The sequence below is a fragment of the Streptomyces tateyamensis genome (genome assembly GCF_003205575.1).
Taxonomy (GTDB): Bacteria; Actinomycetota; Actinomycetes; order Streptomycetales; family Streptomycetaceae; genus Kitasatospora; species Kitasatospora tateyamensis.
This window is the reverse complement of sequence record NZ_PYBW01000014.1, coordinates 51,203-76,443: the sequence shown is the minus strand read 5'-3', so window position 1 is coordinate 76,443 and position 25,241 is coordinate 51,203. Positions and strand designations below refer to the sequence as shown.

General features: G+C 75.8%; 7 protein-coding genes and 2 pseudogenes. All 9 read left to right on the top strand.

What is annotated here, in order from left to right; genetic code table 11:
- Positions 1-5,511, top strand: a 5,511-nt coding sequence (locus C7C46_RS04675; RefSeq protein WP_110665980.1) for a non-ribosomal peptide synthetase, incomplete at its 5' end; no start/stop codon positions are given.
- Positions 5,512-5,624: 113 nt separating this feature from the next.
- The gene (locus tag C7C46_RS04670; protein WP_245984165.1) at positions 5,625-6,947 is read left to right on the top strand and encodes an MFS transporter; all 1,323 of its coding nucleotides are present in this window, start codon (positions 5,625-5,627) and stop codon (positions 6,945-6,947) included.
- Between the two features lie 15 nt (positions 6,948-6,962).
- A complete protein-coding gene (panD, locus tag C7C46_RS04665; RefSeq protein ID WP_110665976.1) occupies positions 6,963-7,394 on the top strand; it encodes an aspartate 1-decarboxylase in 432 nt (143 codons plus the stop codon).
- Positions 7,394-10,627: a non-ribosomal peptide synthetase gene (locus C7C46_RS04660; RefSeq protein ID WP_110665974.1), complete on the top strand. Its 3,234-nt coding sequence runs from the start codon at positions 7,394-7,396 to the stop codon at positions 10,625-10,627. Before panD ends, C7C46_RS04660 begins: the two co-directional genes overlap by 1 nt.
- Complete coding sequence (locus tag C7C46_RS04655; RefSeq protein ID WP_110665972.1) at positions 10,624-11,619, top strand: TauD/TfdA family dioxygenase; 996 nt, start codon at positions 10,624-10,626, stop codon at positions 11,617-11,619. Before C7C46_RS04660 ends, C7C46_RS04655 begins: the two co-directional genes overlap by 4 nt.
- Positions 11,606-16,126: pseudogene (locus C7C46_RS04650) on the top strand (amino acid adenylation domain-containing protein); the annotation flags it as partial. The gene C7C46_RS04655 and the pseudogene C7C46_RS04650, both read left to right, overlap by 14 nt.
- Before the next feature lie 72 nt (positions 16,127-16,198).
- Positions 16,199-17,419 (top strand): annotated as a pseudogene (locus tag C7C46_RS37690) (amino acid adenylation domain-containing protein); the annotation flags it as partial.
- Complete coding sequence (locus tag C7C46_RS37685; protein ID WP_425470021.1) at positions 17,402-18,013, top strand: phosphopantetheine-binding protein; 612 nt, start codon at positions 17,402-17,404, stop codon at positions 18,011-18,013. The pseudogene C7C46_RS37690 and the gene C7C46_RS37685, both read left to right, overlap by 18 nt.
- The gene (locus C7C46_RS04645) at positions 18,013-25,197 is read left to right on the top strand and encodes a non-ribosomal peptide synthetase (protein ID WP_110665968.1); all 7,185 of its coding nucleotides are present in this window, start codon (positions 18,013-18,015) and stop codon (positions 25,195-25,197) included. The genes C7C46_RS37685 and C7C46_RS04645 overlap by 1 nt, the downstream gene beginning before the upstream one ends.
- Positions 25,198-25,241 lie beyond the last annotated feature (44 nt).

Genomic DNA, 25,241 nt, shown 5'->3' with positions numbered 1-25,241 from the left:
TTCTTCGTCAACACCCTGGTGCTGCGCACCGACCTGTCCGGCACCCCGTCCTTCGCCGCCGCGGTCGACCGGGTGCGGGAGGTGGCGCTGCGGGCCTACGAGCACCAGGACCTGCCGTTCGAGCGCCTGGTCGAGGAGCTGGCCCCGGAGCGCGACCTGTCCCGCAACCCGCTCTTCCAGGTGATGTTCGCGCTGAACAGCCCCGGCGAGCTGGGCTTCGGCGGCGCCGGGCTGCGCGCCACCGCGCTGGAACTGCCCTGGCACAGTGCCAAGTTCGATCTGACGCTGCACCTGACCGAGCGGCCCGACGGTTCGTTGCTCGGGCAACTGGAGTACGCCACCGCGCTCTTCGAGCCCGCGACGATCGCCCTGCTGGCCGAGCAGTTCGGCGCGCTGCTGGCGGCTGTGGCCCGCGACCCGCACGCCCCGGTCACCGGCGCCCTGCTGCTCGGCGAGTCGGAACGGGCGCAGCTGGCGGCCTGGAACGCGACCGAACGGCGCTACCCCGAGGGGGAGGTGCTGCACGAGCTGGTCCGGGCCCAGGCGCTGCGCACGCCGGAGGCCGCCGCGGTGCGGTTCGAGGGCGAGCAGCTGAGCTACCGCGAGCTGCTGGCCCGCGCCGAGCGGCTGGCCAGCCGGCTGCGCGCGGCCGGGGTCGGCCCCGAGCGGGTGGTGGCGGTCTGCCTGCACCGCAGCCTGGAGCTGCCGACCGCGCTGCTCGCCGTGCTGCTGGCCGGCGGCGCCTACCTGCCGCTGGACCCGGGCTACCCGGCGGAGCGGCTGGCCCACATGCTCGCCGACTCGGCCGCCCCTGTGCTGCTGACCAGCTCCGACCTGGCCGGCGGCCTGCCGGAGCACCGGGCCGGCGTAATCCTGACGGACCGTCAGGACGACTCCGTGGTGGACCCGTTCCGCCCGGTCGCGGTCGACCCGCTGCACCCCGCCTACGTGATCTACACCTCCGGCTCCACCGGCCGCCCCAAGGGCGTGGTGGTCCCGCACCAGGGCATCGTCAACCGGCTGCGGTGGATGCAGGAGGCGTACGGCCTGACGGCCGAGGACCGGGTGCTGCAGAAGACCCCGTTCAGCTTCGACGTCTCGGTCTGGGAGCTGTTCTGGCCGCTGCTCACCGGCGCGACCCTGGTGGTGGCCCGACCCGACGGCCACCGCGACCCCGGCTACCTGGCCGCCACCATGGTCGCCGAGCGGATCAGCACCGCGCACTTCGTCCCCTCGATGCTGCGGGTCTTCCTCGCCGAACTGCGCGACCGCACCGAGCTGGACCCGCTGCGCCGGGTGGTGTGCAGCGGCGAGGCGCTGCCCGACGACCTGGCCGAGGCCTTCCTGAGCCATCCGGCCACCGGGCACGCCGAGCTGCACAACCTGTACGGACCCACCGAGGCCTCGGTCGACGTGACCGCCGCCGCCTGCCGCCCGGGCGAGCGGGTCACCATCGGGCGCCCGGTCAGCAACACCCGCATCCACGTGCTGGACGGCGACCTGGGCCCGCTGCCGGTCCGGGCCCCCGGGCAGCTCTGCCTGGCCGGCGTCCAGCTGGCCCGCGGCTACCTGGGCCGTCCGGCGCTGACCGCCGAGCGCTTCGTCCCCGACCCCGACCCGCGCCACCCCGGCTCCCGCCTCTACCTGACCGGCGACCTGGCCCACCTCAACCCCGACGCCACCGTGAGCTACCGCGGCCGGGCCGACCACCAGGTCAAGCTGAACGGCCACCGGATCGAGCTCGGCGAGATCGAGGCGGTGCTGCGCAGCCACCCCGAGGTCGCCGACGCGGTGGTCACCCTGGCCGGGCAGCCCGGCGCCCAGCGGCTCACCGCCCACGTGGTGCCCGCCGCGCCCGGCGCCGCCCCCGATCCCGCGCTGCTCCGCCGCCACCTGCGCGCCCAGCTGCCCGAGCCGATGGTCCCCACCGGCTGGACCTCGCTGGAGCGCATCCCGCTGACCGCCAACGGCAAGCTGGACCACCGCGCGCTGCCCACCGCCGAGGCGCCGGTGCGCAGCAGCGGCGCGAGCCCGCGCACCCCGCTGGAGCAACTGGTCGCCGAGGCCTGGGCCGAGGCGCTGGAGACCGAGCGGGTCGGGGTGCACGACAGCTTCTTCGAGCTCGGCGGCGACTCCATCCGCGCCATCCGCACGGTCGGCCGCCTGCGCCGGCAGGGGCTGGACCTCAGCGTCCAGGACCTGTTCCGCTACCGCACGGTGGCCGAGCTGGCCGCGGCCGTGGCGCCGCGCGGGGCCGGCGAGCAGCCCGCATCGCCCGCGCCGTTCGAGCTGCTCGGCGCCGGTGACCGGGCGCTGCTGCCACCCGGCCTGACCGACGCCTATCCGCTCTCCCAGGTGCAGGCCGGGATGGCCTTCGAGATGCTGGCCGGCGCCGAGCGCGGCAGCTACCTCAACACGCTCGGCTACCCGATCGAGGACGATGCGGCCTTCTCGGCCGAGGCCCTGCGCGCGGCCGCCGCGCTGCTCGCCGAGCGGCACGAGATCCTGCGCACCTCGGTCGACCTGACCGGCTACCGGGAGCCGCTGCAACTGGTGCACCGCACCGCCCGGATCGAGCTCACCCACCTGGACCTGCGCGAACTGTCGGCGGCTGACCGGCAGCGGGCGCTCGCCGCGGCGGCCGAGCGCGAGCAGTTCACCCCCTTCGACCTGTCCCGGCCCGCGCTGCTGCGCCTGGGCGCCTGGCAACTGGACGACCGGCGCTGGCAGTTGGTGATCAGCTACGCGCACACCATCCTGGACGGCTGGAGCCAGAACTCGCTGGTGCCCGAACTCCTCGGCTACTACCGGGCGATCCGGGACGGCCGGGACCCGGCGCCGGCCGCCCCGCCGGCCGCCCGGTTCGCCGACGCGATCGCGCTGGAGCGGCGCTCGCTGGCCGGCCAGGCGGACCGTGAGTTCTGGCGGGAGCGGGTGGCCCGGCACCCCGTGCTGAGGGTGCCCGAGGGATGGTCGGCCAAGGGCCGCCGGGCCGCCGGCGAACCGGTGGCGCACCAGATGGCCAAGGTCGCCTTCCACGACCTGCTGCCCGGGCTGCGGGCGGTGGCGGCCGAGGCCGGGGTGCCGGTGAAGAGCGTGCTGTTCGCCGCGCACCTGACGGTGCTCGGCCTGATCAGCGGCCGCACCCGGGGCACCACCGCCTTCACCACCGGCCTGGTGTGCAACGCCCGGCCGGAGGCGGTCGACGGCGACCAGGTGCGCGGGATGTTCCTGAACACCGTGCCGTTCAGCCTCGAACTGACCGCCGCCAGCTGGCCGGAGCTGGCCCGCGCGGTGTTCGCCGAGGAGATCGCGCTCTGGCCGCACCGGCACTTCCCGCTGCCCGCCATGCAGCACGCCTGGGGGCAGGGGCGGCCGCTGGTGGAGGTGTTCTTCAACTACACCGACATGCACGTGCTCGGCGAGGCGGACCTGGACTCCGCGGCGGTGGAGGACCGCACGCCCAACGAGTTCGGCCTCTCGGTCTCCACGGTGCCGGGGGTGCTGGTGCTGGAGGCCGCCTCGGACCGGATCGGCGCCGCCGAGCTGGACCTGCTGGCCCGCTGCTACCGCGAGGTACTGGCCGGCCTGGTGGCCGATCCGCAGGGCGACCCGCGCCGCTGCACGCTGCCCGCGGCGGACCGCCGGGCACTGCTGACCAGGCGTCAGCCGCCCGCGCTGGACCGCTCCGGCCGGGACGTGCTGGAGCTGTTCGCCGAGCAGGCGGCCCGGACACCGGACCGGCCGGCGCTGGTCTGTGCCGGCGCCGAACTGAGCTACCGCCAGCTCGACGAACGAGCCGGCGAGCTGGCCGCCCTGCTGGAAGCGGCCGGGGTGCGGGCCGGAGCGGTGGTCGGGCTCTTCCTGCACCGCGGCACCGACCTGCCGGCCGCGATGCTGGCAGTGCTCTCGCTCGGCGCCGCCTACCTGCCGATCGACCCGGAGCTGCCCGAGGACCGGATCGGCTACCTGCTGGCCGACACCGGCGCCGCGGTGGTGCTCACCCAGCAGGCGCTGACCGCGCGGCTTGCGGCGCTGCCGGTCCCGCCTAAGCAACTGCTCGCGGTGGACGGCGCCTCCGCACCCGGCGCCTCCGCACCTGCCTCCGGGGGGCTCGCGCCGCGGGCGGTGGACCCGGACGCGCTCGCGTACGTGATCTACACCTCCGGCTCCACCGGCCGCCCCAAGGGGGTGATGGTCACCCGCCGCGGGCTGGCCGACTTCCTGACGGGCATGCAGGAGCTGCTCCAGGTCCCGGCCGGGGCCAAGGTCGCCGCGCTCACCACGGCATCCTTCGACCCCTCGGTGCTGGAGCTGTACCTGCCGCTGCTGGTCGGCGCCACCGCGGTGCTGGCCGACACCGAGCAGGCCCGCGACCCGCAGCGGATGGCGGCCCTGCTCACCGCGAGCGCGCCGGCCGTGGTGCAGGCCACCCCCGTCACGTTGCGGATGCTGCTGGACGCCGGCTGGCAGCCGGGCCAGGGGCAACTGCTGCTCAGCGGCGGGGAGAAGCTCGCCGCCGAACTCGCGGTCCGGCTGACCGCGCAGGGCGCGGTGCTGCGCGACCTGTACGGACCCACCGAGACCACGGTGTGGGCCACCGTCACCCGGGTGGCCGAGGACGGCACCCCCGCGCAGTGCGCGGCCCTGCCCGGCACCCGGCTGCTGGTGCTGGACCACCGCCTGGAGCCGGTCCCGGACGGCGTGGTGGGCGAGATCCACCTCGGCGGCGCGGGCGAGGCGCGCGGCTACCACGGGCGGCCCGCGCTCACCGCGGCCGCCTTCCTGCCGGACCCGCACCAGGCGGGCGGGCGGCTCTACCGGACCGGCGACCTGGGCCGGTTCGGCGCCGGCGGGCGGCTCGAACTGCTCGGCCGGGCCGACCACCAGGTCAAGATCCGGGGCCACCGGATCGAACCCGGCGAGATCGAGGCGGTGCTGCTCGCCGACCTGCGGGTGCGCACGGCGGTGGTGCACCCGGTCGACCTGGGCACCGGCGGCGTCGAACTGGTCGCCTACCTGGTCCCGGCGCCGGGCCGGTCCGCGCCCGGGGCCGAGGAACTGCGCGAGGCGCTGGCCCGCACCCTGCCGGACTACATGGTGCCCGCCGCCTTCGTCGCGCTGGCGGAGCTGCCGCTGACGCCGACCGGAAAGATCGACCGCCGAGCCCTGCCGGTGCCGGAACGGCTGGACGGTGAGCGGGAGTTCGTCGCACCCCGGACCGAGTCGGAGCAACTGGTCGCCGCGGCCTGGCGGGAGGTGCTGGGCCTGGAGCGGATCGGCGTGCACCAGAGCTTCTTCGACCTGGGCGGCCACTCGCTGCTGGCCACCCGGATCTCGCTGCGCCTGCGCGAGACGGCCGGCCGGGACGTGCCGGTGCGGGCCCTGTTCGACCAGACCACCATCGCCGCACTCGCGGCGGCGCTGCCCGACTACCCGCCGTACCGGCCGGCCGAGGCCGTGCCGCTGCTGGCCGGCCGCCGGCGCCGTGGACCGGGGGCCGCCCGATGACCGCCGACCGACCGCCGGCGGACGGCGCCGCCCCGGTGCCTGCCGGCCGGCCGCTGACGGACGGGGCCGGCCCGGAGCCTGCCGACCAACCACCGACGGACGGAGGAGACCCGGTGACCAGCGACCAACCGCTGCGGCACAACCGCGACTTCGTGCTCCTGTGGAGCGGCTCGGCGGTCTCGATCGCCGGGTCCACCGCCTCCACCGTGGCCGTCCCGCTGCTGGTGCTGGCCGTCACCGGCTCCGCCGGTTCGGCCGGGCTGGCCGGCTTCGCGGCGCTGTTGCCCATGCTGGTCCTGCCGGTGCCCGCCGGGGTGCTGGTGGACCGGTACGACCGCAAGAAGCTGATGCTCTGGTGCGACGTGGTGCGCGGGGTGGGCGCGGCGAGCATCGTGACGGCGCTGCTGCTCGGCTGCCTGACGGTCACTCAGATCGTGCTGGTCGGGCTGGTCGAGGGCAGCCTGTCGGTGGTCCACGAGCTGGCCGGCCACGCGGCGGTGCCCAACCTGGTGCCGGACGGGCGGCTCACCGAGGCGCTCTCGATGGCCGAAGCCCGCGAGCGCGGGGCCACCATGGTGGGCACACCCCTGGGCGGGGTGCTGTTCGGGCTGGCCCGGGCGCTGCCGTTCCTGTTCGACGCGGTCAGCTACCTCGTCTCGGCCGTCACCCTGCTGCTGATCCGCAAGGACTTCCAGCGCCCGGCCGCCACCGATCCCGAGCAGCCCCGCGAGCCCGCCCTGCCGCAGCTGGCGGCCGGCTTCCGCTGGCTGTGGCGCCAGCCCTTCCTGCGCACCGCCGCCCTCGCGGTGGCCGGCAGCAACCTGCTGTTCCGGGCGCTCTTCCTGGCCGTGCTGGTGCTCAGCCGCACGCTCGGCGCCTCGCCCGCCGCGATCGGGGTGCTGCTGGGCGTGGCCGGGGGCGGCGGGCTGCTCGGCTCGCTGGCCGCCTCCTGGTGCCAGCGCCGGCTGCCGCTGCGCACCGTGGTGATCGGCGCCAACTGGCTCTGGGCGCTGCTGGCCCTGGGCATCGCCGTCACCCACAACCTGTACCTGCTCGGGGCGCTGTACGCGCTGATGTGGTTCGTCGGCCCGATCTGGAACGTGGCGGTGGCCACCCAGCAACTGCGCACCACCCCGGACCGGTTGCAGGGCCGGGTGCTCGGCGCCAGCGCCCTGCTCAGCGGCGGTGCGCTGCCGCTGGGCTCGCTGGCCGGCGGGCTGCTGCTGCAGTACGCCGGCACCGCCACCACGCTCGCCGTGCTGGCCGGCTGGATGGTCCTGCTGGCCGCCGGCGTCACCCTGGCCGCCCCGGTCCGCCGGGCGGGCGACCCGCAGCCCCGCTCCGACGGGGCCCAGCCCGGCAGCACACAGCCCGGGAGCCCGCCGCCCGACAGCACGAAGGCCGAGACCCCGCACGCCCTGCCCACCCCGAACTGACCCGGAGGTTCCGCCATGACCCGCCCCGCCCTCACCCGCACCATGCTCAAGTCCAAGATCCACCGCGCCACGGTGACCCAGGCCGACCTGCACTACGTCGGCTCGCTGACCATCGACGAGGACCTGATGGAGGCCGCCGACCTGCTGGCCGGCGAGCAGATCCACATCGTCGACATCGACAACGGCGCCCGGCTGGAGACCTACGTGATCCCCGGCCCGCGCGGCACCGGCGTGATCGGGATCAACGGCGCCGCCGCCCGGCTGATCCACACCGGCGACCTGGTGATCATCATCAGCTACACCACCGTCGACGACGCCACCGCCCGCGAGCTGGTGCCCCGGGTGGTCATGGTCGACGCGGCCAACCAGGTGCTCAAGGAGTGCGGCGACCCCGCCGAGCCGGTCCCGGGCACCCGTACCGCCCGCGGCGACCTGGTGAGCGCGTGATGCCACGTCAGCCTGGCGGTCTGCTCGACCAGACGGGCCGGACCGGCGCCGGCGGGCCGCAGCCCGTCCCGGCCGGCTGGAACGCCACCGAGCGGCCCTACCGCACCGGGCGGTGCGTGCACCAGCTCTTCGAGGAGCAGGTGCGCCGCACCCCCGGGGCGCCGGCCCTGGTGGCCGAGGACGGTCGGCTCAGCTACGCCGAACTGAACGCCCGGGCCAACCGGGTGGCCCACCAACTGCGCGCGGCCGGGGCCGGCCCCGAGGCCCTGGTGGCGGTCTGCCTGGAGCGCGGCACCGACCTGGTGGTGGCCCTGCTCGGGGTGCTCAAGTCCGGCGCCGCCTACGTGCCGCTCGACCCCGAGCACCCCACCGCCCGGATCACCGAGCTGCTGGCCCAGGCCGGGATCGCCACGGTGCTCTCCGACACCGCGCTCGCCCCGGTGGTCCGGGCGGCCGGCGCGCTGCCGCTGCTGGTCGAGCGGCTGCCGGCCGGCCTGGCCACCGCGGACCCGGCGCCCGCCGCCGATCCGGACAACCCGGCCTACGTGCTCTTCACCTCCGGCTCCACCGGCCGGCCCAAGGGCGTGGTGGTGCCGCACCGCGGGGTGGTCAACCGGCTGCTGTGGATGCGCGACGACTGCGGCCTGCGGGCCGGCAGCCGGGTCCTGCAGAAGACGCCGGCCACCTTCGACGTCTCGGTCTGGGAGTTCTTCGGACCGCTCGCGGTCGGCGCCACCCTGGTGCTGGCCCGGCCGGGGGGCCAGCGGGACCCGGGCTACCTGCGCGCGGTGCTGGCCGCGGAGCGGGTGGACACCGTGCACTTCGTGCCCTCGATGCTGCGCGAGTTCCTCGCCGCGCTGCGCGAGGCCGGCCCGGGTGACCGGCCGGAGCTGCCGGACCTGCGCCGGATCGTCTGCAGCGGCGAGGCGCTCACCGCCGACCTGGTGCAGGGCGTGGCCGAGCTGATCGGCTGCGAGCTGTTCAACCTGTACGGGCCGACCGAGGCCAGCGTCGATGTCACCGCCACCCGCTGCGCCCCGGGGCGCCCGGTCACCATCGGCCGGCCGGTCGCCAACACCCGCACGCACGTGCTGGACCCGGACGGTACCCCGCTGCCGCTGGGCAGCGAGGGCGAACTCTGCCTGGCCGGCGTCCAGCTGGCCCGCGGCTACCTGGGCCGGCCCGGCGCCACCGCGGCCGCCTTCCGGCCCGACCCGCTGGGCCCGCCCGGCTCCCGGCTGTACCGGACCGGCGACCTGGCCCGCTGGCTGCCCGACGGCACCCTGGAGTACCTGGGCCGACTCGACCACCAGGTGAAGATCCGCGGCTTCCGGATCGAACTGGGCGAGGTGGAGGCCGCCCTGACGAGCCATCCGCAGGTCCGCGCCGCCGTGGTGACGGCCAGTCAACTGCCGACGGGCGAGGCCCAACTGGTCGGCTACCTGGTCGGCGAGGTGGAGCTCGAAGCGCTCCGCGCCCACCTGGGCGCCCGACTGCCGGCCTACATGGTGCCGACCGCCTGGGTGCGGCTGGCCGCGCTGCCGCTGACCTCCAGCGGCAAGACCGACCGCCGCGCGCTGCCCGCCCCCGACGGCCGGCGTCCGGAGCTGGCCACCGCCTACCTGGCCCCGCGCACTCCGACCGAGGCGGTGCTGGCGGGCCTGTGGGAGGAACTGCTCGGGGTGCGCCCGGTCGGCGTCCAGGACGGCTTCCTGGAGCTGGGCGGCCAGTCGCTGGTCGCCACCCGGCTCTGCGCCCGGCTGCGCCGGCTGACCGGCGCCGAACTGACCCCGGCCGAGCTGCTCGCCTCGCCCACCGTCGAGCAGCTCGCGGCCCGGCTGCCGCAGACCGCCACCGCCCCGGCGCCCGTCATCGGCCCGCGCGGCGACGGCCCGGTGCCGCTCTCCGCCGAGCAGCACCGCCTCTGGTTCCTGGACCGGCTCAACCCCGGCAGCACCGAATACCTGATGTACGACGCGCACCGGCTGCGCGGCCCGCTCCAGCTGCCCGCGCTCGCCGCCGCCCTGCACCGCACGGTGCAGCGGCACGCCACGCTGCGCACCACCTTCCCGGCCCACCGCGGCCTGCCCAGCCAGCTGATCCACCGCCAACTGCCGGTGCCGCTGGACGTGGTGGACCTGACCGGCGCGCCGCAGGCCGAACGGGAGGAGCGGGCCGCGGCCGCGGTCGAGCGGCACACCCGGCAGCCGTTCGACCTGGCCGGCGGCCCGCTGCTGCGCCTGGTGGTGCTCCGGCTGGGGCCCGAGCACCACCTGCTGCTCGCAGTGGTGCACCACATCGTGGCCGACGACTGGTCGATGGGGGTCTTCTGGCGCGACCTGTCGGCCTGCTACCGGGCCGAGCGGTCCGGCCGGCCGGTCGACCTGCCGCCGCTGGCGGTGGACTACGCCGACTACGCCGTCTGGCAGCGCGGGCCGCAGGGCCGCGCGGGGCAGCAGGCGGACCTGGCGCACTTCGTGCGGCAACTGCAACCCGCGCCGGCGCCGCTGGCCCTGCCGTCGGCCGGTCCCCGGCCGCAGCCGCGCAGCGGGCGCGACACCACCGTTCTGTTCACCCTGGACGCGGAGCTGACGGCCGCGGCGCACCGCACGGCCGCCGCTGCCGGCGCCACGCCCTTCATGGCGCTGCTGGCCTGCTTCACCGCCGTGCTGGGCCGCACCACCGGCCAGCAGGACCTGGTGGTGGCCACCTTCACCGCCAACCGCACCAGCGTCGAACTGGAGGACCTGGTCGGCCTGTTCGTCAACACCCTGGCGCTGCGGCTGCCGGTCGACCCGCAGTGCGGCTACCAGGAGCTGCTGGCCCGCACCCGGGCCACCGCGCTGGCCGCCTACCGCCACCAGCGGCTGCCTTTCGACCAGTTGGTCGGCGCGCTGCGCCCGCCGCGCGACCTGTCCCGCAACCCCGTCGCCCAGGCCGCCTTCCAGACCCTGGGCCCGCTGGCCGGCCGGATCGACCTGCCCGGGGTCGAGGCCGTCCCCTACCGGCAGGGCCAGGGCGGCCACCCGTTCGACGTGCTGCTCACGCTGCGCGAGCGGGCCGGCTGCCTGGACGGCGAACTGCGCTGCCCCGACGACCTGCTGGACCAGGAAGCGGTGCACCGGCTGGCCGCCGGTTTCGCCGGCTTCGTCCGTGCCGCCACCGCCGACCCGCAGCTGTCGCTGGACCGCCTCGCCCGGCCGACCCGATCCGAACAAGGAGTCCCCGCATGACCACGATCCCCGCCACCCAGACGCTCCCGTACCTGCTGACCGCCGACGTTCCGGGCACCCCGGCGGCCGAGTTCCTGCCCGGCGCCCGCGAGCTGGTCCGCCGTCAGCTGCGGATCCACGGGGCGGTGCTGCTGCGCGGCCTCGACCTGGGCGGGGTGGCCGGCTTCGAACAGGCCGTGCGCACCCTGGCCGGTGAACCGCTGGCCTACGCCGAGCGCTCCTCACCGCGCAGCACCATCGCCGGGCGGGTCTACACCTCCACCGACTACCCGGCCGACGAGGAGATCTTCCTGCACAACGAGAACTCCTACCAGGCAAGTTGGCCGCTCACCCTGTTCTTCTCCTGTGTCCGGCCGCCGACCTCGCTGGGCTCCACCCCGCTGGCCGACACCCGCCGGGTGCTGGCCACGATCGACCCCGCGGTGCGCGCCGAGTTCGAGGCCCGCGGCTGGCTGGTGGTGCGCAACTTCGCCGAGGGCTTCGGGGTGCCGTGGCAGCAGGCGTTCAACACCGGGGACCGGGCCCAGGTGGCCGCCTACTGCGCGCGCAACGGGGTGGAGCTGGAGTGGCGCGGCGACGACCTGCGCACCCGGGCCCGGCGCCGCGCGGTGCACCGCCACCCGGTGACCGGCGAGGCGGTCTGGTTCAACCACCTGGCGTTCTTCCACGTCACCACGCTGGCCCCGGAGATCTGCGAGGGCCTGCGCGAGGTCTACGAGGAGGCCGACCTGCCGACCAACACCTACTACGGCGACGGCGCGCCGATCCCCGACGAGGTGGTCGCCCACCTGCGCGACTGCTACCGGGCCGAGCAGCGCCGCTTCGACTGGCAGCAGGACGACCTGCTGCTGGTGGACAACATGCTGGCCGCGCACGCCCGCGAGCCGTTCACCGGCCCGCGCAAGATCGCCGTGGCGATGGCCGAGGCCTGCACCGGCGAGAGCACCCGGTTCGACACCGCACCCGAGGGGACCACCGATGGAGACCGCTGACAGCGGCTACCCGCTCTCCTTCGCCCAGGAACAGCTCTGGTTCCTCGACGAACTGCGCGGCGGGGCCAGCACCGAGTACCTGCTGCACGAGGGCTTCCGGCTGCGCGGCCCGCTGGACCGCACGGCGCTGGCCGCCGCGCTGACCCGGATCGCCGAGCGGCACGAGGTGCTGCGCACCCGGTACGGCACGGCGGACGGCGCCGGCGTCCAGTACGTCGACGACCCGGCCCCGGTCGCCCTCACCGAGGTCGACCTCGCCGGCCTGGGCGAGGCCGAGCAGCAGCGCAGGCTGCGCGAGCTGGGCACCGAGCAGCTGGCCACCCCGATCGACCTGCGCACCGGTGCGCCGTGGCGGCTGGTCCTGGTGCAGCTCGGGCCGGACGATGCGGTGCTGCTGGTCACCGTGCACCACATCGCCTTCGACAACTGGTCCTGGTCCGTACTGACCGGCGAACTCCAGGCGCTTTACGGCGCGTTCAGCACCGGCGCGGCGGACCCGCTGCCGGAGCCGGAGCTGCAGTACGCGGACTTCGCCGACTGGGAGCGGGAGAGCTGGGCAGCTCGTCAGAACCTGATGGACCGTCAGCGAAGCTACTGGCGGGAGCGGCTGGCCGGCCTCGCGCCGCTGGAGCTGGCCACCGACCACCGCCGGCCGCCCAGCTGGCAGCCGGCCGGCGACGCCGTCCACTTCACCGTGCCGGCCGAGCTGGCCGAGCGGCTGGCCGCACTCGGGCGCACCGTGAACGCGACCCCCTTCATGGTCCACCTGGCCGCCTTCCAACTGCTGCTCGCCCGCTACGCGGACCGCACCGACGTGGCCGTGGGCGTCTCGGTGGCCCGGCGCGACCAGCCGGGGCTGGAGCGGCTGATCGGCATGTTCCTCAACACGGTGGTGCTGCGCACCGACCTGGCCGGCGCCCCCGGCTTCACCGAGCTGCTGGGGCGGGTGCGGGAGACCGTGCTGGCCGCGCACGAGCACCTGGACGTCCCGTTCGACCAGGTGGTCAAGGACCTGGCGCCGGAGCGCGACCCCTCCCGCAACCCGCTCTTCCAGGTCGGCTTCGGCCTGCACCGGGCGCACCAGCAGCCCTTCGCCCTGCCGGGCCTCGCGGTCACGGGCTGCGCGGGCGCGGCCGTGGCCGCCGCCTTCGACCTCGGGCTCTACCTGGCCGAGCAGCCGGACGGCTCGCTGGCCGGTCAACTCCGCTACCCGACCGCGCTCTTCGGGTCGGCCAGGATCGAGCGGATGGCCGCCCACCTGCTGCGCCTGCTGGCTGCCGTGGCCGACCGGCCCACCCGGCCGGTCCCGCTGCTGGACATGCTCACCGAGCCCGAACTGGCCCAGCTCGCCGAGTGGAACCGGACCGGGTCCGCCGCTTTCGAGCAGTCGCTGCCCGAGCTGTTCCTGGCCCAGGTCCGCGCCACCCCCGAGGCGGTCGCGGTGGTGGCCGGCGCCGAGCAGCTGAGCTACGCCGAGCTGGCCCGCCGGGTGGCGGGGCTGGCCGCCCTGCTGCGCGAGCGCGGCATCCGGCGCGGCAGCCCGGTCGGGGTGGCCATGCACCGCGGCGCCGACCTGGTGACGGCGCTGCTCGCGGTGCTGGCGGTGGGCGGCGTCCACGTCCCGCTGCCGCCCGAGCACCCGGCCGACCGGCTGGCCTACCAGATCGCCGACGCCGGGGTCGAGCTGGTGCTCACCCAGCACGCGCTGCTGGACCGGCTGCCGGCCCACCCCGCGCCACTGGCCGTCGAGGCCGCCCGGCGTGCGTGGGCCGACGAGCCCGCGGCCGAGCTGACGGTCGAGCAACTGGACGGCGCCGACGCGGCGTACGTGATGTACACCTCCGGCTCGACCGGACGCCCCAAGGGCGTGGTGGTCACCCACGGCGGGATCCGCAACCGGGTGCTCTGGTCGGTGGACCAGTACGGGCTCGGCCCGGGGGAGCGGGTGCTGCAGAAGACCGTGATCGGCTTCGACGCCTCGATCTGGGAGTTCCTGTCGCCGCTGGTCAGCGGGGCCACCGTGGTCTGCGCGCCGCCGGAGGCGCACCGCGACCCGGCGGTGATGCTGCAGGCCGTGCTCGAGCACGGGGTGACGGTGCTGCAGTTGGTCCCCTCGGTGCTGCGGCTGCTGCTGGAGGAGCCGCTGCTGGCACGGTGCACCTCGCTGCGCGCGGTCTGCGCGGCCGGCGAGCCGCTGCCCGCCGCGCTCTGCGCCCGGCTGACCGCGGAGCTGGACGTCGCGGTGGTCAACACGTACGGCCCCACCGAGTGCACCATCGACGCCACCGCCTGGCGCTACCTGGCCGGGGAGCCGGTCGAGACGGTGCCGATCGGGCGCCCGCTGCCCGGCGTGCGCACCTACGTGGTGGACAGCCAGGACCAGCTGGTGCCGGTCGGGGTGCCCGGCGAGCTGCGGGTCGGCGGCGTCTGCCTGGCCCGCGGCTACCTGGGGCGCGGCGCACTGACGGCGGACCGCTTCGGGCCCGACCCGTACGCCGAGCGGCCCGGCGAGCGCTGGTACCGCACCGGCGACCTGGTGCGCCGCCGGGGGGACGGCGTGCTGGAGTTCCTGGGCCGGGTCGACCACCAGATCAAGCTGCGCGGCGTGCGGGTGGAGCCCGGCGAGATCGAGGCCGCGCTGCTCGAGCACCCGGCGGTGGCCGCCGCCGTGGTGGCCACCCACCGGCCCGAGGGCGGCGAGCCGGCCCTGGTCGGCTACCCGGTCCTCGTGCGGGGCGCCCGGGTGGGCGTCGAGGAGCTGCGCGAGCACCTTGCGGCGAGGCTGCCGGAGGCGATGGTCCCCTCGCTGCTGATCCCGCTGGACGCGCTGCCGCTGACGCCGAACGGCAAGGTGGACCGCCGCGAGCTGCCGGACCCGCAGCACCGCACGGCGCCCGCACCCGCGCCCGCCGCCGCCCCGCGCACCGCGACCGAGCGGCGGGTGGCCGAGCTGATGGCCGAGGTGCTCGGCCTGGAGTCGGTCGGGGTCGAGCAGGACTTCTTCCAGCTCGGCGGCCACTCGCTGCTGGCGATCCGGCTGATGCTGCGGCTGCGCCGCACCTTCGAGATCAAGCTGACGGTGGGCGACCTGTTCACCACCCGCACGGTGGCCGCGCTGGCTGCCCGGGTGGACGGCGCGGTGGCCGACCAGGACCCGGCGGCGCTGCGCCCGGTGCCGCGCACCGGCGACCTGCCGCTCTCCTACGGGCAGCAGCGGATGTGGTTCCTGGACCAGCTGGAGCCCGGCAGCGACGAGTACCTGATCCCGCTGGCGATGCGGCTCAGCGGCCCGCTGGACCTGGCCGCACTGCGCGGTGCGCTGGGCGCGACCGTGGCCAAGCACGAGGTGCTGCGCACCCGCTACCTGCCGGGCGACGGCGACCCGCGCCAGGTGGTGGACCCGGCGGGCCCCGTCGAGCTGGCCGTGCACGACGTCAGCGACCAGCCGGGCGCCGCCGAGCGGGCCAAGGCGCTGGTCGACCACGCCGGCTCGGTCCCCTTCGACCTGGCCCGCGAGTGCCCGCTGCGGGCCACCCTGGTCAAGGTCGCTCCTGCGGAGCACCTGCTTCTCCTGACGCTCCACCACATCGCTTTCGACGCCTGGTCGATGGAGATCTACCTGCGGGACCTGGACGCGGCCTACCGGGCGCTGGCGGCGGGCCAGGAGTCTGCGCTGACCGCCCCGGCCGTCCAGTACGCCGACTTCGCGCACTGGCAGCGCGAGCGCCAGCCGGCGGACGAGACCCGTGAGCAACTGGACTACTGGCGCGAGCGGTTGGCCGGTCTGGAGCCGGTCGAGCTGCCGACCGACCGGCCCCGTTCCACGGTGCGCGACACCCGCGGCGCGAACCTCGCCGTCGAGCTGCCCGCTCCGCTCGCCGAGCAGCTGCGGGCGCTGGCCGACCGGCAGGGCGTGACCCTGTTCATGACCCTGCTGACCGCCTTCCAGCTGCTGCTCGGCCGCTACACCGGCGGCACCGACGTGGTGGTCGGCACCCCGGTGGCCGGGCGGACCCGCCCGGAGACCGAGGACCTGGTCGGCTTCTTCACCAACACCCTGGTGCTCCGCACCGACCTGGCCGGCAACCCGGTGCTGGGCGACCTGCTGGCCCGGGTCCGCGAGGACTGCCTGGCCGCCTTCGCCCGCCAGGACGTGCCGTTCGAGCAGCTGGTGGAGGCGCTACTGCCGGACCGCGACCTGTCCCGCAACCCGCTGTTCCAGGTGATGTTCGAGCTGCAGCACCTGGCCGACCTGCCGACCCGGCTCGGCTCGGCCACTCTCGAACTGGTCGAGGCCGGACCGGCCGTGGCCAAGTTCGACCTCACCCTGACCGTCGCCCAGCACGCGGACGGCCGGCTGGAGTGCGGCTTCGAGTACGCCACCGCGCTGTTCGACCGGGCCACCGTCGAGCGGCTGGCCGGGCACTACCTGACCCTGCTGGCCGGCTGCGCGGCCGACCCCGGCGCCCGGATCGCGGACCTGGAGCTGCTCACCGCCCTGGAGCTGCGCGAGCTGCTGGCCCCGGAAGCCGAGGACGCCGCCGAACTGCTCGACCCGGCCGCGGAGCACGGCCTGACCGTGCCGCAGCTGTTCGAGCGCCAGGTGGCCCGCGACCCGGGCGCGGTGGCGGTGGTCTGCGCCGGGGAGGAGCTGGACTACGCCGAACTGGCCGCCCGGGTGGACGCGTTCGCGCACCGCCTGGCCGCCCTCGGGGTCGGCCCGGAGACCGTGGTGGCCAGCTGCCTGGAGCGCAGCACGGCGGCCGTGGTGGTGCTGCTCGCGGTGCTCAGGGCCGGTGGCGTCTACGTCCCGTTCGACCCGCGGCACCCCGCCGAGCGGCTGGCCTTCATGATCGACGACGCCGCGGCCGAACTGGTCGTCACCAGCGCCGAGTTCGCCGAACGGTTCGTCGGGCGCCGGGTGCTGCTCGCGGACACCGCGGCGCCAGGCGCGCCCGCCGGGGAGCTGACGGCGGCCGAGCCGGACAACCTGGCCTACGTCATCTACACCTCCGGCTCCACCGGCCGCCCCAAGGGGGTGATGATCAGCCACCGGTCCTACGCCCACCACTGCCGGGTGATCGCCGACGCCTACGGCATCGCCCCGGGGGAGCGGGTGGTGCTGCTCTCCGCCCTCACCTTCGACGTGGCGATGGACCAGATCGCGGCCACCCTGACGGCCGGCGCCACCGTGGTGGTCGGCGACCCGGTCTTCTGGACCCCGGCCGAACTGCCCGCCCGGCTGGCCGAGCACCGGGTGACGATCATGGAGATCACCCCGTCCTACTACCGGGCGATGCTGGAGGCGCCCGAGGCTGGGCGGCTGAGCACGCTCAAGCTGGTCAACGTCGGCAGCGACGTGGTCACCGCGGCCGATGCCCGGCGCTGGGCCGCGCTCGGCCTGCCCGGCCGGTTCCTGTGCAACTACGGGCCCACCGAGGCCACCGTCACCTGCCTGCTGCACCCGGTGGACCAGGCCCGGCTCGCCGACCAGCCCCCGGCGGCCACCATGCCGCTGGGCCGACCGGTGCCCGGCACCCGGGCATACGTGCTCGACGCCGAACTGCGCCCGGTCCCGGCCGGCGTGCCCGGCCAGCTCTGCCTGGGCGGCATCCGGCTGGCCCGCGGCTACCACCGCCGGGCCGCGCTGACCGCCGAGCGCTTCGTGCCGGACCCCTACGGCGCCGAGCCCGGCGCCCGGCTCTACCTGACCGGCGACCTGGTGCGCCGGCGGGCCGACGGCGTGCTGGAGTTCCTCGGCCGGCTGGACCAGCAGGTCAAGCTGCGCGGACTGCGGATCGAGCTGGGCGAGATCGAGGCCGCGCTGCTGCGCCACCCCGCCGTGCAGGAGGCCGCGGTGCTGGCGCACCGCACCGCGCCCGGCGAGAGCCTGCTGGCCGGCTACCTGGTGCCCCGCCCGGGCCGGCAGGCCCCGCAGCCGGCCGAGCTGCGCGCGCACCTGCGCGAGCTGCTGCCGGACTACATGGTCCCCGCCCAGTGGGCGGTGCTCGACGTCCTGCCGCTGACCCCCAGCGGCAAGGTCGACCGCAAGGCGCTGCCCGCCCTGGCCCGCCCGGCCGAGCAGCGCGGGTACCTGGCGCCGCGCGACCCCGCCGAGGAGGCGGTGGCCGGGTTCTGGTGCGAGGTGCTGGGCCTGGACCGGGTCGGCGTGCTGGACGACTTCTTCGCGCTCGGCGGCCACTCGCTGCTGGCCACCCGGGTGCTGGCCCGGATCCGGTCGGCGTTCGGGATCGACCTGGCGCTGCGCGTGCTGTTCGAGGCGACCACCGTGGCGGAACTCGCCGACGCGGTGTCCACCGCGGTCGAGGCCGAGGTGGCCCGGCTGACCGACGACGAGGTCGAGGCCCTCCTCGCCCAGAAAGGTGTCCGGTGATGACCGAGACCGTGGTTGACCGCGCCGCCCTGCGGCAGGAGCTGCTGCGCCGCCGGCTCAGCGGCACGGCCCCCGCCGCCCCGCGCGAGGACGGCATCCGCCGGGCTCCGCGCAGCGGCCCGCTGCCGCTCTCCTTCGCCCAGCGCCGGCTGTGGATCCTGGACCAGCTCCAGCCCGGCGGCACCGAGTACCTGATGACCGCCGCGCTGCGGCTGAGCGGCGAGCTGGACCGGTCCGCGCTGCGCACCGCGCTGGACGCCCTGGTGGCCCGGCACGAGGTGCTGCGCACCTGCTACCCGCTGGAGGCCGGCGAGCCGGTCCAGCTGATCGGGGCGCCCGCCCCGCTGCCGCTGACCGAGCTCGACCTGACCGGCCTGGACCGGGAGGCGGCCTGGGCCCGGCTGGCCGCCCTGGCCACCTGGGACCGCACCCCGGTCGACCTGGCCCGCGGTCCGGTCTGCTCGGCCACCCTGGCCCGGATGGCCGAGGAGGAGCACGCGCTGCTGCTGACGGTCCACCACATCGCCTCCGACGGCTGGTCGGAGGAGCTGCTGGTCCGTCAGCTGACCCGGGGTTACGCGGACGCGGTGGCCGGCCGCTCCGTGGCAGCCGAGGGCTCGGGCCCGCAGTACGCCGACTTCGCGCGCTGGCAGCGCGAGCGGCTCTCCGGCGACCTGCTGGAGCGCCAGTCGGCCTACTGGAAGCAGCGGTTGGCCGGCCTGCCACCACTGGAGCTGCCCACCGACCGTCCCCGCCCCCCGGTGCGCGACACCGCCGGCGGCCAGGTCCCGCTGACCGTGCCGGCCGAGGTGGTCCGCCGCCTGAACGAGCTGGCCCGGGCCCAGGGCGCCACCGCCTTCATGACGCTGCTCGCCGCCCACAGCGTGCTGCTGGGCCGCTGGACCGGACAGCGCGACCTGGCGGTCGGCACCCCGGTGGCCGGCCGGGACCGGCCCGAGGTGCAGGAGCTGGTCGGGCTCTTCCTCAACACCCTGGTGCTGCGCACCGACCTGTCCGGCGCCCCCTCCTTCGCCGAGGTGGTCCGCCGGGTCCGGGCCACTGCGCTGGACGCCTACGCCCACCAGGACCTGCCGTTCGAGCAGCTGGTGGACGCGCTGGTGCCCGAGCGCGACCCGTCCCGCAACCCGCTGTTCGCCACCATGCTGCTCTGGCAGGACGGTTCGGCCGACGGCGCGCCCCAGCGCGCCGGGGGACTGCTGGTCGAACCGCTGCCGGTGGGCGAGAGCTCGGCCAAGGTCGAGCTGACCGTCGGGGTGGCCGAACAGCCGGACGGCTCGCTGGCCGGCGGGGTCACCTACGCCTCGGCGCTGTTCGACCGCGGCACCGCCGAGCGGTTCGCCGCCCAGCTGGTCCAGCTGCTGCACAGCGCCGTCGCGGACCCCGAGCGGCCGATCGACGAGCTGGAAGTCCTCCCGGCGGCCGAGCGGGAGCTGGTGCTGCGCGGGTGGAACGACACCGCGCGGCCGTACCCGACCGGCACCCTGGCCACCCTGTTCGAGGCCCAGGCGGCCCGCACCCCGCAGGCACCCGCCGTGCGCTTCGAGGGCACCGAGCTGAGCTACCGCGAGCTGGACGAGCAGGCCGAGCAACTGGCCCGGCGGCTGCGGGCGCGCGGGGTCGGACCCGAGTCGGTGGTCGGCGTCTGCCTGCACCGCGGCCCGGGCCTGGTGGCGGCCCTGCTCGGCATCCTCAAGGCGGGCGGCGCCTACCTGCCGCTCGACCCGGACTACCCGGCCCAGCGGCTGGCGTACATGCTGGCCGACTCCGGTGCCCGCCTGGTGGTCACCGACCCCGAGCTGGCTCCGGCGGGCGCCGAGCCGGTGTACCTGGACGCGGCCGAGGAGCTGCCGCAGCCGCTGCCCGCCCCGGTGCCGGCCGGCCCCGGGCACCCGGCCTACGTGATCTACACCTCGGGCTCCACCGGCAACCCCAAGGGCGTGCTGGTCGAACACCGGGCGATCGTCAACCGGCTGCACTGGATGCAGCAGGAGTACGGGCTGACCGCCGCCGACCGGGTGCTGCAGAAGACTCCGTACAGTTTCGACGTCTCGGTCTGGGAGTTCTTCTGGCCGCTGACCACCGGGGCCACCCTGGTGGTGCTGCGCCCCGGCGGCCACCGCGACCCGGCCGAGATCGCCCGGGTGGTCGCCGCCGAGCAGGTCAGCACCCTGCACTTCGTGCCCTCGATGCTGCGCGCCTTCCTGGCCCACCCGCTGCCCGAACTACCCACGCTGCGGCGGCTGGTGTGCAGCGGCGAGGCGCTGACCGGCGACCTGGTCGAGGCGGTGCACGCGCAGCTGGACTGCGAGCTGCACAACCTCTACGGGCCCACCGAGGCCGCGGTGGACGTCACCGCGATCCGCTGCGAGCCGGGCACCCCGGTCACCATCGGCCGCCCGATCGCCAACACCCGCTGCTACCTGGTGGACCGTGAGCTGCGCCCGGTCCCGATCGGCGTCCCGGGCGAACTGCTGCTCGGCGGTGTTCAGTTGGCCCGCGGCTACCTGAACAGGGCGGCCCTGACCGCGGAGCGCTTCGTGCCCTCCCCGTTCGAGGCCGGCCGGCGGCTCTACCGCACCGGCGACCTGGCCCGGTGGCGTCCCGACGGCACCATCGAGTACCTGGGCCGACTCGACCACCAGGTCAAGATCCGCGGCCAGCGGGTCGAACTGGGCGAGATCGAGGCCGCGTTGACCGAGCTGCCGGGCATCGCCGCGGCCGCCGTCACGGTCCACCAGCAGCAGCTGGTCGCCCATCTGGCCCCCGGCACCGCCGATCCCGAGCAGGCCCGGGAGCAACTGCGCCGCCGGCTGCCCGCGCACCTGGTCCCGGTGCACTGGACGCTGCAGGACGCGCTGCCGCTGACTCCCAGCGGCAAGGTGGACCGCAAGGCGCTGCCCGAGCCCGGCGGCACCAGGGCCCAGCTCGGCGGCGACTACCTGGCCCCGCGCGACGAGCTGGAGCAGGCGATGGCCCAGGCCTTCGCCGAGGCGCTCGGCCTGGACCGGGTCGGCGTCCAGGACAGCTTCTTCCAGCTCGGCGGCGACTCGATGCGCGCCATCAGAGTGGTCGGCGCGCTGCGCGAGCAGGGCATCGAGCTGGCCGTGCACGACCTGTTCACCCGTCAGCGGGTGGCCGAACTGGCCGCCCTGGTCCGCACCGAGCCCGCCGCCCGCACGGCGCAGGCCGCCCCGGTCGCCCCGTTCGAGCAGCTCACCGAGGCGGACCGCAAGCTGCTGCCGCCCGGCCTGGTGGACGCCTACCCCATGGCCCAGACCCAGGCCGGCATGGTCTACGAGCTGCTGGCCGGTGCCGACCAGGCCGTCTACCACAACGTCTCCTGCTACCGGGTCGGCGACGACCTGCCCTTCGACCCCGCGACCATGCACGCCGCGGCCGCGCTGCTGACCGCCCGGCACGAGATCCTGCGCACCTCCTTCGACCTGTCCACGTACGGCGAGCCGCTGCAACTGGTGCACGAGAGCGCCGAACTGCCGGTCGGCCTGGACGACCTGCGGGCGCTGCCCGAGGCCGACCGGCAGGCCGTGCTGGACGGCTTCCTGCTGGCCGAGCGGCGCCGCCGCTTCGACCTGGACCGGCCCCCGCTGCTGCGGTACCACGTGCACCTGATCAGCGATCAGGAGTGGCTGCTGACCCACACCGAGTGCCACGCGATCCTGGACGGCTGGAGCCACACCTCGGCCGTCGCCGAACTGCTCGGGCTGTACCGCACGCTGCGCCGCGGCGGCACCCCGGCGTTCCCGCCGCCGCCCCCCGCGCGCTTCGCCGACTTCGTCGCCCTGGAGCGGGCGGCGCTCGCCTCGCCCGCCGACCGTGCCTTCTGGGCCGAGGCCGTCACCGGGCGCGAGCGGTTCGAGCTGCCGGCCGGCTGGGCGGGCGGCAGCGCCGACGAGAAGGCCACCATCCTGGACGTCCCCTACCAGGAGCTGCTGCCGGGCCTGCGCCGGCTGGCGGCCGCGGCCGGCGGCTCGCTGAAGAGCGTGCTGCACGCCGCCCACCTCAAGGCGCTGGGCCTGGTCACCGGGCGCCGCCGGTTCTTCGGCGGACTGGTCTGCAACGGCCGGCCCGAACAGGCCCGCGGGGACGAGGTGCTGGGCCTGTACCTGAACACCGTGCCGTTCGCGGCCGAGCTGTCCGCGCCGACCTGGCGCGCGCTGGTCGCCGAGGTGTTCGCCGGCGAGGCCGCGCTCTGGCCGCACCGGCGGTTCCCGATGCCGGCCATGCAGCGCGAGTGGGGCAGCAGCGAGCCGCTGATCGAGGTGGCCTTCGGCTACCTGGACTTCCACGTGCTGGACTGGGAGTCCGGCGAGGTCACCATGGTGGACGACTTCAGTCCGAGCGAGCTGGCCCTGGAGGTGTGGACCTTCCCCGGCGTGCTGCGCCTGGGCGCCCGGCCGGACCGGGTGGGCCGGCGCCACCTGGAGCTGCTGGCGCGCTGCTACCGGCACGTGCTGGAGGCGATGGCGGCCGACCCGGACGGCGACGCGGCGGCGCTGACCCTGCCGCCGGCCGACCTGGCCGCCGCGGTGCGGGCCGGCAACGACGCGGCCCCGCCCGCCCCGGTCGAGCTGCTGGTGCCGGAGCTGGTGGCCGCGGCGGCCCGGGCCACGCCCACCGCCACGGCGCTGCGCCGGGGCACGCAGACCGTCGGCTACGCCGAGCTGGACGCACGGGCGAACCGGCTCGCGCACCGGCTGGGGGAGCTCGGCGTCACCACCGAGTCGGTGGTGGGACTACACCTGCCGCGCACCCCGGAGCTGTTCGTCGCGCTGCTGGCGGTGCTGCGGGCCGGCGGTGCCTTCCTGCCGCTGGACCCGGCCTACCCGGCGGACCGGCTGCGCCACATGCTCGACGACGCCCGGGCCGCCGTGGTGCTCAGCACCCCCGAGCTGGCCGACCGGCTCCCGGCCCACCTGGCCGACCGGGTCGAGGTGCTGGACGAGAGCGCCTACCTGGCGCTGCCCGAGCAGGCCCCGGTGGTGCCGCTTCACCCGGACCAGCTCGCCTACGTGATCTACACCTCCGGCTCCACCGGCCTGCCCAAGGGCGTCGGCGTCCCGCACCGCGGCGCGCTGAACCTGCGTCAGGCCCAGCTGGCGCCGCTGCGGGTGGCCCCGGGCGACCGGGTGCTCCAGTTCGCCTCACCCAGCTTCGACGCCTCGGTCTGGGAGGTGCTGATGGCGCTGACCAACGGCGCCGAACTGGTGCTGCCGCCGCCGGACACCGACCCCGGCGACCTGCGCCGACAGGCGCCGCTGGTCACCCACATGACCCTGCCGCCCTCGCTGCTGGAGCGGCTGGACCCGGCCGACTTCCCGCAGCTCAAGCTGCTCGTCTCGGCCGGCGAGGCCTGCCCCGCCGAACAGGCCGCGCGCTGGGCCCGGCACACCGGGTTCGTCAACGCCTACGGCCCGACCGAGACCTCGGTCTGCGCCACCCTGACCCCCGTGGCCGCGGACGACGCCGGCCGGACGCCCTCGATCGGGCGCCCGATCGAGGGCGTCCGCTGCTACGTGCTCGACGAGAGCGGGCAGCCGCTGCCCGAGGGGGTGGCCGGCGAGCTGTGTGTCGGCGGCGCGGGGGTGGCCCGCGGCTACCTGGGCCGGGCCGCGCTGACCGCCGAACGGTTCGTCCCCGACCCCTACGGCGAGGTCCCGGGCGGGCGGCTGTACCGCACCGGCGACCTGGTCCGCCGTGAGGCCGACGGCGCCCTGCGCTACCTGGGCCGGCGCGACCACCAGGTCAAGGTGCGCGGCCTGCGGGTCGAGCCGGGGGAGATCGAGCACCTGCTGCTCGAGCACCCGGCCGTGGCCGCCGCCGCGGTGACCGCGCACCGGGCCGGCACGGCGGCCGCCACGCTGGTGGCGTACGTCAAGGCGGTGCCCGGGCAGCAGGTCGGCGCGGCCGAGCTGCGGGCCCACCTGCGCGGGCGGATCCCGCAGGCGCTGGTCCCCGGGCACTTCCTCACCGTGGCCGAGTTCCCGCTCACCCCGGCCGGCAAGGTGGACCGGGCCAAGCTGCCCGCCCCCGAGGGCGACCGGCCGCAGCTGGCCACCGCCTACACCGCGCCCAGCGGCGAGCTGGAGTGCGCGCTCGCCGAGGCCTGGGCCGAGGCGCTGGAGGTCACCCGGGTCGGCGCCCAGGACGACTTCTTCGAACTGGGCGGCCACTCGCTGGCGATGATGCGGATCGTGGCCACGCTGCGCGCCCGGCACGGGGTCGAGCTGCGGTTCTCCTCCTTCATCGAGCACCGCACGGTGGCCGCGCTGGCGGCGAGCCTGGGCGCCGGCGCGGAGCCGGCCGAGGACCGGGACACCCTGGTCTGGCTGCGCCGGGAGGGCACCAGGACCCCGCTGTTCTGCGTGCACCCGGGCGGCGGCAGCGCGCACTGGTACCTGCGGCTGGCCCCGCAACTGGCGGCCGACCGCCCGGTGGCCGCCTTCGAGTGGCCCGGCCCGCACAGCGCCCCGACCGCGCCCAGCGCCGAGCAGGTGGCCGAGCGGTACCTGGCCGAGCTGCGGGGGGTCCAGCCCAGCGGCCCCTACCTGCTGTTCAGTTGGTGCGGCGGCAGCGGCATCGCCACCGAACTGGCCCAGCGGCTGCGGGCGGCGGGCGAGCAGGTGACCTTCCTGCTGCTCGACCCGGGCGTCGACATGCACCAGCGCGGCGAGTCCTGGCGCGAGTTGGGCAAGATCCGGCGCCTGGAGCAACTGCTCGTCGAGATCGACCGGCAGGGCTCGGCCGCCGACACCCCCGAGCGCCGGCAGGAGATCCTGGACCTGCTGGACCACCTGGTGGACGACGTGGACGAGGAGACCGGGATCAGCCTGCCCGAGCAGGGCGTGGGCAGCGAGTGGCCGCGGGCGGCCAGGGTCTGGCGCGAGGTGATGGAGATGGACCTGGCGTACCGGCACCGCCCCTACGAAGGCGGGCTGCACCTGGTGGTCAGCGACGAACTGGCCCAGGGCGAGCACGAGGTGGCGTACGGCCAGGCCTTCGAGGAGTACCTGGCGCGGTGGCGCGAGCTGGCCACGGGCGGGGTGACGGTGCACCGGGTGCCCGGCGACCACTTCGGGGTGATGAAGCCGCCGCACGTGGCCACGCTGGGCGCGGTGATCGAGGAGGTGCTCGGCGGGCGGTGACGGCGGGCGGGGCCGGCGGCGGGCCGGCCCCGTCGCCGGCCGCG

Coding starts and splice junctions, on each gene's coding strand:
- panD (WP_110665976.1), top strand. CDS start 6,963: ATGACCCGCCCCGCCCTCACCCGCACCATGCTCAAGTCCAAGATCCAC.
- C7C46_RS04660 (WP_110665974.1), top strand. CDS start 7,394: ATGCCACGTCAGCCTGGCGGTCTGCTCGACCAGACGGGCCGGACCGGC.
- C7C46_RS04655 (WP_110665972.1), top strand. CDS start 10,624: ATGACCACGATCCCCGCCACCCAGACGCTCCCGTACCTGCTGACCGCC.
- C7C46_RS04645 (WP_110665968.1), top strand. CDS start 18,013: ATGACCGAGACCGTGGTTGACCGCGCCGCCCTGCGGCAGGAGCTGCTG.